The sequence below is a fragment of the Duffyella sp. Ts4 genome (assembly GCF_051851875.1).
In the GTDB taxonomy this organism is placed as follows: Bacteria; Pseudomonadota; Gammaproteobacteria; order Enterobacterales; family Enterobacteriaceae; genus Duffyella; species Duffyella gerundensis.
In genome coordinates this window covers 20,232-34,272 of sequence record NZ_JBLYPN010000015.1, presented here as the reverse complement: position 1 = coordinate 34,272, position 14,041 = coordinate 20,232, and the positions used below count along the sequence as shown (strand labels likewise).

At 53.1% G+C, this 14,041-nt stretch carries 13 protein-coding genes; 9 read left to right on the top strand and 4 right to left on the bottom strand.

The genetic code is table 11. The features are described from left to right. Positions 1 to 49 precede the first annotated feature (49 nt). Both ssb1 and treS read left to right on the top strand, forming a co-directional pair. Positions 50 to 613 (top strand): single-stranded DNA-binding protein SSB1, encoded by a 564-nt coding sequence (gene ssb1, locus ACJY2L_RS17145; RefSeq protein ID WP_067434207.1) that lies wholly within the window; start codon positions 50 to 52, stop codon positions 611 to 613. A gap of 296 nt (positions 614 to 909) precedes the next feature. Beyond that, the gene (gene treS / locus ACJY2L_RS17140) at positions 910 to 2,991 is read left to right on the top strand and encodes a maltose alpha-D-glucosyltransferase (RefSeq protein WP_439214500.1); all 2,082 of its coding nucleotides are present in this window, start codon (positions 910 to 912) and stop codon (positions 2,989 to 2,991) included. A gap of 74 nt (positions 2,992 to 3,065) precedes the next feature. Here treS and ACJY2L_RS17135 read toward each other — a convergent pair whose 3' ends face one another. After that, positions 3,066 to 3,590 (bottom strand): isochorismatase family protein, encoded by a 525-nt coding sequence (locus ACJY2L_RS17135; RefSeq protein WP_439214501.1) that lies wholly within the window; start codon positions 3,588 to 3,590, stop codon positions 3,066 to 3,068. A gap of 108 nt (positions 3,591 to 3,698) precedes the next feature. Here ACJY2L_RS17135 and ACJY2L_RS17130 point away from each other — a divergent pair, with 108 nt between their 5' ends. Further along, a complete protein-coding gene (locus tag ACJY2L_RS17130; protein ID WP_439214502.1) occupies positions 3,699 to 4,529 on the top strand; it encodes an AraC family ligand binding domain-containing protein in 831 nt (276 codons plus the stop codon). Between the two features lie 75 nt (positions 4,530 to 4,604). Next, on the top strand, positions 4,605 to 5,561 hold the full coding sequence (locus ACJY2L_RS17125) for a DMT family transporter (RefSeq protein WP_439214503.1): 957 nt from the start codon (positions 4,605 to 4,607) through the stop codon (positions 5,559 to 5,561). A 959-nt stretch (positions 5,562 to 6,520) separates the two neighbouring features. Here ACJY2L_RS17125 and ACJY2L_RS17120 read toward each other — a convergent pair. Beyond that, the gene (locus tag ACJY2L_RS17120) at positions 6,521 to 6,916 is read right to left on the bottom strand and encodes a transposase (protein ID WP_067434192.1); all 396 of its coding nucleotides are present in this window, start codon (positions 6,914 to 6,916) and stop codon (positions 6,521 to 6,523) included. A 529-nt stretch (positions 6,917 to 7,445) separates the two neighbouring features. On the opposite strand from ACJY2L_RS17120, the gene ACJY2L_RS17115 reads away from it, so the two are divergent. Further along, on the top strand, positions 7,446 to 8,702 hold the full coding sequence (locus ACJY2L_RS17115) for a polysaccharide biosynthesis protein (protein ID WP_439214504.1): 1,257 nt from the start codon (positions 7,446 to 7,448) through the stop codon (positions 8,700 to 8,702). Further along, a complete protein-coding gene (locus tag ACJY2L_RS17110; RefSeq protein ID WP_439214505.1) occupies positions 8,699 to 9,658 on the top strand; it encodes an ATP-grasp fold amidoligase family protein in 960 nt (319 codons plus the stop codon). The genes ACJY2L_RS17115 and ACJY2L_RS17110 overlap by 4 nt, the downstream gene beginning before the upstream one ends. Before the next feature lie 61 nt (positions 9,659 to 9,719). On the opposite strand, the gene ACJY2L_RS17105 is transcribed toward ACJY2L_RS17110, so the two are convergent. Continuing rightward, the gene (locus ACJY2L_RS17105; protein WP_067434183.1) at positions 9,720 to 10,001 is read right to left on the bottom strand and encodes a YjcB family protein; all 282 of its coding nucleotides are present in this window, start codon (positions 9,999 to 10,001) and stop codon (positions 9,720 to 9,722) included. Between the two features lie 856 nt (positions 10,002 to 10,857). Here ACJY2L_RS17105 and ACJY2L_RS17100 point away from each other — a divergent pair. Then, positions 10,858 to 12,144 carry a diguanylate cyclase domain-containing protein gene (locus tag ACJY2L_RS17100; protein WP_439214506.1) on the top strand — a complete coding sequence of 429 codons (1,287 nt, stop codon included), beginning with the start codon at positions 10,858 to 10,860 and terminating at the stop codon, positions 12,142 to 12,144. Here the strand turns inward: ACJY2L_RS17100 and soxS are convergent. Continuing rightward, entirely contained in the window at positions 12,132 to 12,584 is a 453-nt protein-coding gene (soxS, locus tag ACJY2L_RS17095; RefSeq protein ID WP_439214507.1) for a superoxide response transcriptional regulator SoxS, read from the bottom strand. The genes ACJY2L_RS17100 and soxS overlap by 13 nt on opposite strands. Before the next feature lie 84 nt (positions 12,585 to 12,668). On the opposite strand from soxS, the gene soxR reads away from it, so the two are divergent. Both soxR and ACJY2L_RS17085 read left to right on the top strand, forming a co-directional pair. Continuing rightward, positions 12,669 to 13,142, top strand: coding sequence for a redox-sensitive transcriptional activator SoxR (gene soxR / locus ACJY2L_RS17090; RefSeq protein WP_187486462.1), 474 nt, complete (start codon positions 12,669 to 12,671; stop codon positions 13,140 to 13,142). A 48-nt stretch (positions 13,143 to 13,190) separates the two neighbouring features. Next, the gene (locus ACJY2L_RS17085) at positions 13,191 to 13,859 is read left to right on the top strand and encodes a glutathione S-transferase family protein (RefSeq protein ID WP_439214508.1); all 669 of its coding nucleotides are present in this window, start codon (positions 13,191 to 13,193) and stop codon (positions 13,857 to 13,859) included. Positions 13,860 to 14,041: the final 182 nt, after the last annotated feature.

The following is a 14,041-nucleotide window of genomic DNA, read 5'->3' as shown; positions in this document are numbered from 1 at the left end:
AGAATTGATCGATTAAAATGTACGTCAATACACATTTGGAGAGTTCAACATGGCCAGCAGAGGCGTAAATAAAGTAATTCTGGTAGGGAATCTGGGTCAGGACCCGGAAGTTCGCTACATGCCCAATGGTGGCGCCGTTGCCAACATTACTCTGGCCACGTCTGAGAGCTGGCGTGACAAGCAAACTGGCGAAACCAAAGAGAAAACCGAGTGGCACCGCGTTGTGTTGTTCGGCAAGCTGGCGGAAGTCGCGGGCGAATACCTGCGTAAAGGTTCCCAGGTTTATATCGAAGGCGCACTGCAGACGCGTAAGTGGACTGACCAAAGCGGCCAGGAAAAATACACCACTGAAGTGGTCGTGAACGTGGGCGGCACCATGCAGATGCTTGGCGGCCGTCAGAGCGGCGGCGCAGCGGGTGCAGGCGCACCGGCAGGCGGCGGTCAGGGTAACAACAACGGTTGGGGCCAGCCACAGCAACCGCAGCAGCAACAGCAGCAGGGCGCAAATAACCAGTTCAGCGGCGGCGCGCAGTCTCGTCCGCAGCAGCAGAACAGTGCACCGGCTAACAACAACGAACCGCCTATCGATTTCGACGACGACATCCCGTTCTAAGATTTCGATTGCCGATATTCTGATTTTTCCTAAGCCTTGCTCTGCAAGGCTTTTTTATTGCCTTTCTCTGCCCGCGCGGAGTGGATCATTTATGCCGATTCACTATGCTATACGTTCCTGATTGTGTGCTGCCTGCCTGACCCTGAACGGTGAGGCGTTTACTGGCTGCCTGGGCTAACGCAGATAAAGCCGGGCTCTTCATGTCGAGGATGGCCTGAAAGGCCGACCCACCTCAGCCCCCCAGCGCGGTATAAGTTCTTAATGGCTCCGCAGAGAGTCCTGACGTGAGGATAATTATGACCGTACCGAAAGCCGAGTATGTCCAGTGGCTGCTTGAAAACTCTATGCTGGAAAAGATCCGTCAACGCACCCGCCTTTATAGCGGCCAGGCCCGCATGTGGATGAATCCCTATGCGGAAGCGAGGCCGCGCGGCGCGTCTGCCACCGCATCGGTGTGGTTCGCCGCCTATCCGGGGTCAATCATCACCGCTGGCGAGGACTCCGTACTGAAAACCCTGAGTAGCCCGGAGTTGTGGCAGCAGTTTGCCAGCATCGGCATTCAGGCGATCCACACCGGGCCGACCAAGATGGGCGGCGGACTCAGCGGCTACGACGCCACGCCGTCAATCGATGGCAACTTTGACCGTATTTCGCTGGAGATCGATTCACGTTTCGGCACGCTTGAAGAGTATGTCGCTATCAGCCGTCAGGCATCGGTACACAATGCCATCGTCATTGATGACGTCATCCCTTCGCATACCGGTAAAGGTGCTGATTTCCGGCTGGCGGAACTGGCCTACGGCGATTATCCCGGCCTGTATCATATGGTTGAAATCAAAGAAGAGGACTGGGCGCATCTGCCGCAGGTGCCGGAAGGGCGCGATGCGGTAAACCTGATGCCGGATACCGTGGATTTGCTGCGCGAAAAAGGCTACATCGTCGGCCAGCTGCAGCGCGTCATCTTCTTTGAGCCAGGCATTAAAGAGACCGACTGGAGCGCCACGCTGCCGGTTACCGGCGTTGACGGTAAAGTGCGTCGCTGGGTGTATCTGCACTACTTTAAAGAGGGGCAGCCGTCGCTCAACTGGCTCGACCCGAGCTTTGCTGCCCAGCAGCTGATCATTGGCGATGCGCTGCATTGTCTCGATGTAATGGGCGCGCGCGGGCTGCGTCTGGATGCCAACGGCTTCCTTGGCGTCGAACGTCGTCAGAGCGGCAAGGCCTGGTCAGAAAGCCATCCGCTGTCGGTAACCGGCAATCAGCTGCTTGGCGGCATGATCCGCAAGGCGGGCGGCTTCAGCTTCCAGGAACTCAACCTGGCCATCGACGACATTGCCATGATGTCGAAAGGCGGTTCGGATCTGTCGTATGACTTCATCACGCGTCCTGCTTATCAGCATGCGCTGATGACTGGCGACACCGAATTTCTACGCATGATGCTGCGCAAGGTGCATGAATATGGCATCGATCCCGCCTCGCTGATTCACGCCCTGCAAAACCACGATGAGCTGACCACCGAGCTGGTGCACTTCTGGACGCTGCACGCCGAAGATAACTTCTCCTTTAACGGTCAGATGCTGCCTGGCGCGATCCTGCGTGAGCACATTCGTGAAACCATGTATGAAAAATTGTGCGGTGCCCATGCGCCTTACAACATGCGCTTTGTGACCAACGGCATCGCCTGTACCAGCGCCAGCGTGGCGGCGGCGGCGCTCGGCATCCGCGATCTCAGCACCATTAACAGCGACGACATCGAACGCATCAAACAGCTTCATCTGCTGCTGGCGATGTACAACGCGCTGCAGCCTGGCGTGTTCGCTCTGTCCGGTTGGGATCTGGTTGGCGCGCTGCCGCTGAATCCGGATCAGGTCAGCGATCGTATGGCCGATGGTGATACGCGCTGGATCCAGCGTGGTGCCTACGATCTGGCGGATGTCGATCCCGAGGCGGCGTTCTCAAAAGATGGATTGCCAAAAGCGACCGCGCTGTACGGCAGCCTGAGCCATCAGCTCAACGATCCCGATTCGTTTGCCAACAAGCTGAAGCAGATCCTGCGGATCCGTCAGGATTATGGCATTGCCGCCAGTAAGCAGCTGGCGATTCCTGACGTGCAGGCGCCGGGACTGTTGGTGATGGTGCATGAACTGCCAGCTGGCCGCGGCATTCAGATCACCGCGCTGAATTTCAGTGCGGTAGCGATTCAGGAGACGATGGTGCTGGAGAACGTGGCGCCGGGTGCGGTAGTCGATATGCTGCATGAAACGCTGGAAGGCGATCTGCAGGAGAACGGCGAATTCGTGTTTAACCTGGAGCCTTATGAAGGGCTCTGCCTGCGCGTCGTGAGCGCGCTGCCAAGCATTAACACTGACGTTTATTGATTCAGCGGCCTCTCAGGCCGCACAGCAAAAAGGCGCCGGCTCGGGCGCCTTTTTTTATGCCATGACGTCAGGGTTCAGCTTCGCCACTGCTGCAAAATAGCCGCGCTTTCCACGACCTGGATAGCGTTGCCCGGCAGCGACAGCGATGCCCACACTTCATTGTGCTGGCCGATAAGCTGTTCGGCGCTGGCAAAGGTGCGATCGGCGGTGGTGTGCGCATCAGCAGCAACCGTGACGCGAAAGCCTTTAGTGGCTGCAGTTTTCACCGTGCAGTCCACGCAGTAGTCGGTCGCGCAGCCGCAAATCACAAAGCCACGATGGGCGCCGGCAATCAGCTGCGCTTCCAGCGTGGTGTGCCAAAAACTGTCGCAGGCGGTTTTGTTAATGTAGAGCGCATTGGCCGGTTGTTCGATCTCCGGCAGCAGTTGCCAGGCCTCGCTGTCGGGCTGCATCTCGCCTTCAACGTGCTGAATGAAAATCGTCTGGTGCGCCGCAGCGATAAGTTGGTTGATGCGCTCAACGCGACCCGCCTGATCAAAGCGTGGCTGGGCAAAGACGCCCCGTTGCATATCGATCACTACCAACACCGATGTTTCCATTGCTGCCTCTGCTTATATAAGAAAGAAAACGAGTGTCGCCTGGCGGGACGTGGACGGCAATCTATTCCTGATGCACACTTGCCGCAGTAAGGTTTTCCGGAGCGAATCATGAATGTGGTGCCAGCGCAGTTTCCCTGTGAAAAAGATCGGGCGCAGTTTCGCCAGCTAGCGGGACTCCCCGGCGTTGAGCTTTATCACGCGCATATCTCGCGCTACGCCTTTGAGCCCCATACGCATGAGGCGTTTGGCATCGGCACTATTGATGAAGGCGTGCAGCGCTTTCGCTATCGCGGCGCCAACTATCTGGCACCGGCAGATTCTCTGATTATGATGAACCCGGATGAACTGCATACCGGTGAATCGGCCTGCGATCAGGGCTGGCGTTATCGCATGATCTATCTGCAACCGGCCATGCTGGAGCAGCTAACCGGTGAATCTGGCTGGTGGTTCAGTGAGGTCATGCATCATGACATCCGGCTGGCTCAGCAGGTCGCGCAGCTGGTGTCGCAGATGTGGCACAGCGAATCGACGCTGGCCGGGCAGGGCACGCTGCTGCAGCTGATTGACACGCTTCGCCCGCAGGCGCGTATCGGCAATCCGTTGCGGCGGGAGGCGGGTCATCGTTTCGATATCGTGCGCGACTATCTGCGCGAGCACTATGCCGAAAACGTCACGCTTGAGCAGCTCGCCCAGCTGGTAGCGCTGTCGCCGTGGCACTTTCAGCGCGCCTTTCGCCAGCATTATCACGTGACGCCGCATCAGATGCTGATGGCTTTTCGGCTGTACGAAGCGAAGCTACGGCTGGCGTGCGGCCATGCCGCCGCTCAGGTAGCGCTGGAGGTGGGTTTAAGCGATCAGGCTCACCTGACACGCTGTTTCGCTCACCGCTACGGCATTACGCCGGTGCGTTATCAAAAGCAGATGCTGCTGACGCGCTAAAAGCGCAATCTCCTACAATATTTTCTCGCTCCTGCCTGACAGACTCTCTTTTTTGCATAAGCACATGAGATCACTATGTTCGCTGGCGTACTTTTTGCCCTTGCCGCAGGCTTGATGTGGGGGTTGATTTTTGTTGGGCCGGAAATCGTGCCCGATTATCCGGGCGCGTTGCAGTCAGCTGGCCGCTACGTTGCCTTTGGTTTAATTGCCCTGCCGCTGGCATGGTTTGATCGACGGCGTCTGCGTCAGCTGAGTAAGGCGGACTGGGCAGAAGCCACCCGACTGACGCTGATCGGCAATCTGCTTTATTACTGGTGCCTGGCGTCTGCCATACAGCGCACCGGTGCGCCGGTCTCCACCATGATTATCGGCACGCTGCCGGTGGTCATCTCCGTTAGCGCTAATCTGCTTTATGGCCGCGAAGAGGGGAGGCTCGCCTGGCGCAGTCTGGCACCGGCGCTACTGTTGATTGCCGCTGGTCTGGTTTGCGTCAACGCCGCCGAGCTGCGCAATGCACCGAGCTTTGATGGCTGGCGATATTGCACCGGCATCGCGCTGGCGGTGGTCGCAGTGGCATGCTGGACGTGGTATCCGCTGCGCAATGCCCGCTGGCTGCGCGCCAACCCCGATAAAAAGCCCGCCACCTGGGCGACGGCACAAGGCGTGGTCACGCTGCCCTTAGCGCTGATCGCCTGGCTGCTGGTGACGATTATGTTACGTAGCCAGCAGCCTGACTTTGTCCTGCCTTTTGGCCCGCGGCCTGAAGTATTCCTTTCCCTGATGCTGGTGATTGGCCTGCTCTGTTCGTGGCTGGGCACCCGCTGCTGGAATGAGGCCTGTCAGCGACTGCCCACAGTTATTGTTGGTCCGCTAATCGTTTTCGAGATCCTCGCCGGGCTGGCCTACAGCTTTATGCTGCGCCAAAGCTGGCCCCCTTTGCTGACCTTATGTGGTATTGGCTGTCTGCTCACGGGCGTTATCGTGGCGATGCGGATAAAACCGCAGCCAAAAATTGGCGCGATAAATAATTAGGCCATGAATATATCGCTGAGGAAATAATATTTTTTGTGCAGGGTAACCAAGGCTAATTTAGGATTATCGCTACATTAACAAGCTGTTATACAAGGCAAAAGCATCCCGCTTTTGCCTTTTTTGTCTGACGAAACGGTAAATAAGCGCAGCCAGTGGGCACATTTCCACCGTCAGGTTGTGGCGTGATGTCTGTTCCATAGCCTGTTTTCTGTCACTTCGCCGCACCAGTTATCACTTTATTAACAATAATTGCCCTGGGTAACACCTCAAGGTTGAAACGGCGTGCATAAAACCAGCACAAACCGCCGGGCAAAACGCCATTTGCCGTTGGATTTAGCCGCGCTTTAGCATGGGTTGAGCTCATTCTGGCCCTGAGAAAGCCTTCTATGGTGCCACTTAAAGGTGTGTTGAATGGAGAAAGCAGGTACTCAACACGCTGTTCTACTCGCGTTGACAGGTTAGATTCTTGAATGATTTATTGGCTTAATTGATTATATAGTGATCAATAGGCACGGGCAGAGATAAGAAATGGTAAACAGCGTGCGAGAAATGTAAAGGCATTTACAATTGCAGCCCTGTTGCAGGGGGATTCCGGGTCTTCTTTAGAACGGAAAGGTTTTCAGGTCCAGTATAAAATGCAGTTTTTTAGAATTCAACTTTGCGGCTGCGTTTACACAAACTTAACAGGAATTGAGCGGCTGAACGCCGCTTCAATGAGAGACTCTTCATTAAGAAAAGGGAACCAATCTCATGGTAATGAGATTGGGGTTTCACTAAGTGACTTAAAATAAAAGGATTTATCTGGCGCTAGCGTTGCATAAATTAAACAAAAGCGAAATGAGACAAATTAATTATCAGAAACCATTATGCTATTTTTTCATGTTTTGAGTGTTCTGATTAGATTTCTATAAGATAGCAAATAAGAACAATTCTCAAACCAGTTGCAACAAATCCCAGTATTATTGGGTGTCACTGCTTGACGGATAATGGTAAACGCTGCGGCTAATATCGAGCAAACGACAGCTGCGGCGCGTACCGATATCAAACGTATCCTGAAGATAATTCACCGCCTGACGCTTGTCGTTGGTGGAGAAAAAGTTCTTCAATACGCTTTGAAGCATCTCTTTATCAGAGTTCAATACCGCCACTTCGCGAGTAAGGTTTTGTAGCTTTTCTTCTAACTCCTTGATTTTTCTTCCCTCTTCAGAGGAAAGGCCGGAAAACTTTTTCTTCCAGCTGTAAAAGGTTGCTTCAGAGATCCCCAGTTCATTACAAATTTCTTTAACTTTGACGCCGCATTCAGAAGCTTTAATAGCGCTGGTGATTTGCTCTTCGCTATATCGTGACTTTCTCATAAACGCTCTTACCTTTCTAATCAATTAATGGATGAGAAATACTGCATTAATCCCTGGTCCTGATCTGGGATGATATTAATACCGTATGTTAAGTTCGCGATTTGAATTGCAGTGGCTAAATTAAAATATTTAGAATAAATATCATCATGGGATTTATCTTATTTTATTCGGCACGACTTTAGACGCCTTTCTCAAAAGTGAATTTTGATATAAATTCGTCTCAACCAAAACGGAAAATCTTCTGCAGCCAGACAGAAATTTAGTGACTCATCCTTGTGGTTGGCTCAAACTGTGCCAGGTTGATATCGAAAAAGCTAACTCTCTGAAATCGTTTACATACTCGGATAAATAAATATTATTAAGATTTATCCTAGAATTAAACTAACTATAAAAATACAGATTATATCTAATTTCGGACCACCCGGTTCTGGAGCGAATATTTATTTTTCCCGAGCTGTTCAGGTTAGGTCATTTTTGGACATGGATGTATTGCCGAGTTGTATGAAGTGGAAACACAAAGGATGCGTCAATGAAATTCAGTGTTATGTCTAACGCCGCCTGGATGATGTCAGAAAAGATTGTCTCCGTGTTTGGTGTCATCTTCGTCACATCATACGTAGCAAAATCGTTCGGCCCTTCCATTTTTGGCCAGATGGCGTTTGCAGCTTCACTGTTTTCGGTGGTGCAAACCATCGCCATTTTCGGCAGTGAAACCATCCTGTTTAAGCACATCAGCCAGAACACCGGTAAGGGTGTAAGGCTAATGAACGTGGCACGCAAGATGCGCATGACGCTGCTGCTGCTGCTTTCACTGCCGGTGCTGATCTACGTCTGGTACACGATGCCAGAGAACTTTTTGGTATTTGCCATCGCGTCGTTTTTGTCGGCGATGTTTGTTACGCAGGACACCTTTAGCGTATTTAACAACGCCAGGCTGGCATCGCGGCTGAACACCGTGGCCAACTCGGTTGGCATGCTGCTGAGCTTCTCCATCAGCTTTGCGATTGCCTGGTTCAAATTGAGCCCGCTGCTGCTGAGTTTTTCGGTGGTGGCAGTGACGCTGGTGCCTTACCTGATTAAGCGATTTGCGTTTTATCGCCAGTTTCAGGATGTGGCGCCGCCGAAAAAACGCAGCGGCACCTATTTGCGTTACCTGATGTATGCCGGACTGCCGCTGGCTATCTCCAGCGTGTTCATCTCGATTCAGGTGAAAATGGCGCAGATGTTTTTGGTGGGCGTCGGTTCAGCGCGTGACCTCGGCCTGTTCGCCGCGGCCAATACCATTTCGGCGTCGTGGATTTTTATCCCGGCGGCCATCATCACTTCATGCTTCACTGAAATTTTCAGGGAGCGTGCTGAAGTGGCCATAAAGCTGACGGCGCGGCTGAATGGTTATGTTATGGGTGTGTCACTTTTGATGCTTCTCGCCATTGGGCTGTTCGGCGAAAAGATCATCATTGCTTTATATGGTCATGAATACACACAGTCAGGAAGCCTTGTTACGGTGTTATCGATAGCCACCTGTTTTTCAGCATTGGGAACAGTCGCTTACCGATATATGGTCAAGGAAGGCGGGTTCAATTATCTCCTGAGAAAAGTCGTCTGCTTGATGATCTTCAGCGTGCCGCTGTCGTACTGGTTGATTCAACAGCACGGCATTATGGGCGCAGCGTGGAGCGTATTAATCTCAGAATTTTTGTCGCTAACCGTAATGAATTACTTCTTTAAAAACGGCGTCATTCAAAAAATTCAGGTTTCCTCACTTAACTACAAAACCTACAAATGAGGTCAGTTATGAGCTTTAAAGATGAACTCAGAAGAAGCGTTCTGTATTTCATTAAGAAAATGCCTTGGTCATACCAGGACCGTCTTTACTATTTTCATAAATTCCGCAAGCTGCCGAACATCCGTCAGCCAAAGGTTTTCAATGAAAAAGTGCTGTACCGTAAATTCGTCCACGGCGACCATCAGTGCTACAGCAGGCTGTCAGATAAATATCTGGTGCGTGAGTACATCGCAGAAGCGATTGGCGATGAGTACCTGATTCCGCTGCTGCATGAAACCAGCGATCCTACGACGCTGCTGACGCTCGCGTCATGGGACAAAACGGTGATCAAGCCAAACCATGGCTCTAACATGGTGGAAATCCTGCTGCAGGAGCCAGACAGCCTGAAGAAACAGCAGATTATCCAGAGCTGCCATGAGTGGCTAAAAACGGACTTCTCGGGCGAAGCGCGCGAAATCCATTACCGCTATATCAAACCACGCATTCTGGTTGAGCAATATATTGGCGACGGTAAATCGGCCCCGATCGATTACAAGTTCCATATGTTTAATAAGCGTGACGGCAGCTTTGAGTATGTGCTGCAGGTAATCTACAACCGTTCTAATCCAGCGATGTCGATGAACTTTTACGTCAATAACTTAAAAGATGCATACCATAAGATTCGTGATACCGGTTTGGATATCACCCCACAGCTGAACTCTCTTAATCACGCGCTGGATCTGAGTAAGAAACTGGCGACAGAATTCGACTATGTCCGTGTGGACTGGTATGTACAGGAAGACCGCATCTATTTTGGCGAGTTGACCTTTACCCCTGGCGCAGGTCTGGTAACCGGCCTGGATCGCGGTCTGAACCAGATGATGGGCGACATGTGGATTCAGGACAGGGCAGGACTGGTGGGAAAGATTGACGCCGTCAACGAAGTAAAAATTCCGGCGATGCTCAAGAAGATCTGAGTGGTTGTCCATAAAAAATGCGAGCCTGTGGCTCGCATTTTTTTTGTCTGCTGTTTAAGCGTTACGGCATTGGCCAGTCCGGCGGTGCCTGGCTGATCACTTCGACAAACACGTCGCGCGTTACCGCCATAAAGCTGTGCAGGTTCTCCATGCTCAGGCTGATGCCCAGCAGGCCGGTTACGAACCAACAAGACATGCCCAGCCCAATGCCGCTGAACAGAAAGGCCATCACCGGATGGCTGGTCTGACGACATTTAATCTTAAAAGTGCTGGCGATAAACATCATTACTGCGCTCAACAGTTCCCAACGCATAATCAGAAAACTGGTGGTTAAGGTAGCCATGTGCGAAAAATCCTGCAAAAACAAAGCCTGACAACAGCGATCCGGGTATCACGCGCGGCGCAAAGGCGTGTCAGGGTGGACCCCTGCGGTGGCGCTTTAATGTGATGTGGATCACATTATATCAGCGGATTTTAAATTTTGAACAAAATTTGTACCCTTTTTCGCGCAAAAAATGGTGCCTGCTGCCGCAGCGAAAGCGTAAGGGAAAATGAAGCATATTTAGCAAGACCCTGGAAAAAGTAATGACGTAAGAGACGTCAGCTAAGAAGTATTATCAATTTTTAAATACGCGTCATCACGCGGTAACCAATATAATAACCTCTCGCGGTTTCCCTTTATAAGAATTATCCGCAGGACAACCTGAACAAATAAGGCGTAAAAGCGTAATTTGACTTTATTCGCTTCTGCGTTGTTTATTTAATTATGCAGTTTGCGAGGCGTTTTATTAATCTGGTTTGGTACGCTGCGCTGGCCGGTGATTCCGCCATGACGTGATCGCGCTCACAAAGTGCTAAAACCTTTGTATATTAACAGGATAGTGGCGATTATTTGGCTCATTTCGCATCATTATTTTACCAGACTGTAAACCGAATTTTTCCGAAAAAGCGGCTTTGAGACCATTCTGAAGGGCCAGCACATTGTATAAAACAAAGTTCGACTGTAGGATTTAACAGCAGTTAAATAAGAAAATAATATTTAGCCAAATGTCGCTGTTATTTGAAATAAGAGCGTCGGCACCTTTTTCCCTCAGGGAAATATTTCACCGGAAAATAGCATGCGCATTTGTCATTCAGCATGACCCGCATGTCCTTTGTACCTGGCATGCCACGGTCATGCCAAAGCCAGGCGAAGAATTATGAACAGCAGCAAAATCATCCCGCCGGACGCACGGCCTGCGCGTCGTCTGCCAGGTTTGCGTCAGGCGCTACAGCGTATTCATCTGTTGATTATTATTGCGACATTATTAATTAGTGGCATTTCCATTTCTGCCATCTCGCTGACCACGCTACGCGGCTATGCGGATAACAATCTGCAACTCGCCGCCACGGTGGTCAGTGAACGGGTTCGTGGCGCGCTGGCGCAGCACGACACGCGCAAAGCGCAGGAGATGCTGGGCATGGTGGCGCTGGGTGGCGAGATCGCCAGCGCCGAGATTGTGGATGTGCAGGGACACCCGCTTGCTCACTGGCAGCGCGCACCTTCAGCGCCGCTGGGAACGTTTGACCAGCATATCGCCCGCTGGCTTTTCCCCCGCCCGCTGATGGCATCGGTGATCGATCGCGATAAAGAGATTGGTCAGGTTTGGATTCATGGCGACGCCACGCCGGTGCTTGGCTGGCTGCGTATGGCGTTTTACTGCGTGTTGGGCAGCCTGCTGCTGACCGCCGCGCTGGCCGCCTGGCTGTCGCATCGCATGCAGCGTGGCATTTTGCGCGGCCTGCAAAACATTACTGACGTTGTGCAATATGTCCGCCGTCATCGCGCTTTTGCGCAACGTGTACCCGCTTCGGAGATAGCAGAATTGAATAAGCTCAGTGACGACGTGAACAGCCTGATGGCCGAGCTCGATCGATGGAATAAAACCATGCATCAGGAGAATGCCTCGCTCACGCATCAGGCGACGCACGATCCGCTGACCGGTTTGCCGAACCGCGCCGCGTTTCTGCGCCAGCTTGACGAACGTTTTAATCAGCCTCTGCTGCGCCGCAAGCTGGCGGTGCTCTATATCGACAGCGATCGCTTTAAACAGGTTAACGATCGCTTCGGTCATGCGGCAGGCGATGCCGTATTGCAGGCCACGGCCACCCGACTGCGCCAGCGGCTGCGTCAGGGCGATATCGTTGCCCGTTTAGGTGGCGATGAGTTTGCGGTGATTTTGCATGATGTGCACTGCATTGAAGATGCAGGCGAAGTGGCGCAGCAGCTGAACGAAGTGATGCAGGCGCCGATGACGTTACCGCAGGGTATGCAGCTGGTGCAGTCAATCAGTATTGGCGCCGCGATGGCCTGTCAATTCTCCAGCGCTGCCGCCTTACTGGCGCAGGCTGATGCGGCGATGTACCACATCAAGGAAACGGGCGGCGGCTGGTATGTTTCGCCCGATTGCTGGCTGTCAACGGAACGCACGCGTCAAACCGCCTGAGCCCGCTCCTGGCCTGCCGGGCGCAGCGGGCAACATTCGCCGGTGGTGCGCTGGGCAAAACTGCCGCTTTCTGTACAGTCAAAACCAATTTTTTGCGCACGCTGCAGGTTCTGGCGGCGCATGCTGTGCCGATAGGCGGTCGGCGTTTGTGAGAACTGGCGCCGGAACACGCGCGAAAACGTCTGCTGCGAATCAAAACCGTACTGCATAGCAATATCGTAAACCGCGCGCTGGCTGTTGCACAGCGCCTCAGCGGCCATGGTCAAGCGCCGCTCGCGAATGTAGCCACCCAGAGTCTGACGGGTCACGCTACGAAACATCCGCTGTAAATGCCATTTCGAATAGCCCGACTTCGACGCCACCTCATCAATCGACAGCGTCTTGTCCAGGTTCTGATCAATCCAGTCAGTCAGAGAGTGAATTATCTCTTCATGCATCATAGCCTTATCCTTCCTCGCGAGAGGTGTACGGTTTCAATGGGAAAGGAGTATAATTCCTCAAGTTAACTTGAGGTAAAGAGCCAGATGAAAAAAGTTCGCAATACGCCAAAACCGGTGCTGACGCCAGGAGAAGTGGCCAAACGCAGCGGCGTGGCGGTCTCTGCACTGCATTTTTATGAGGCAAAAGGGTTGATTGCCAGCACGCGCAACGGCGGCAATCAGCGGCGCTATGGCCGTGATGTATTACGTCGCGTCGCCATTATTAAAATCGCCCAGCGCATCGGCATTCCCCTGGCGACGGTTAGCGAAAGCCTGGCGCACCTGCCGGGCGATAAGCGGATGTCGGACAGCGCCTGGCAGCAGCTGACACAGCAGTGGCGCGCCGAGCTGGATAACCGCATTGCCACGCTGACCCGCCTGCGCGACGATCTCGATGGTTGCATCGGCTGCGGCTGTTTGTCGATGCGTGACTGCCCGCTGCGCAACCCAGGCGATCGGCTGGGCGAGCAGGGCACCGGCGCTATCCTGCTCGATCCGGATCAGGATGAGCGGGGCTGATCGCCGACTCAACTATACTGGTTGCACGTCTCCTGAGAGGAAGTGCTAATGATCACCGTACATCATCTGAATAACTCGCGTTCGCAGCGGGTGTTGTGGCTGCTGGAAGAGCTGGAAGTGCCTTATCAAATCAAACGCTATGAGCGTGAAAAGAGCATGCTGGCACCCGACGCGTTAAAGCAGGTCCATCCGCTGGGCAAAGCGCCGATTATTACCGACGGCAACCGGGTGATCGCCGAATCGGGCGCCATCCTTGAGTATCTCAGCGAGCAATACGACAGCGAACAACGGCTAACCCTAACCGATGGTGATGAACGCCTGCAGTCGCGCTACTGGCTGCACTACGCCGAAGGCTCACTGATGCCGCTGATGGTGATGAAGCTGATTTTTGGCCGCATGGGTAAAGCGCCGGTGCCGCTGCTGATGCGCCCCATTGGCGCCGCTTTTGGTAACGGCGTGCAAAAAGCCTGGCTGGATAAGCAGGTCGCCACCCACCGAGACTTCATTGAGCAACATCTGCAGCGCCATCCGTGGTTTGCTGGCCAGCATTTCAGCATCGCTGACGTGCAGATGAGTTTTCCGCTGCAGGGCCTGGCGGCACGCAGCAGCCTTGATAACGCGCCCGCTATTCGCAGCTGGCTGGAAAAAATCACCCAGCGTGCGGCCTGGCAGCGGGCGATCCAGCAGGGCGGAGAGCTTAATCTCAGCGGCGGGTAACGCCACTGTTGCGCAATGGCATGCTATGGCAATTACGCAACGCCAAAGGTTCTCTTCAGCGCTGACTCCTGCCGCGTTTTTTTGATTCTGCGCCATGCTTGCCGTAATTATCCCCATTCAGCCGCAATCAGCAGTTGAAAAAGCGCCAGCAAAGACCGGATAATCCCCTGCCATTTTTAACC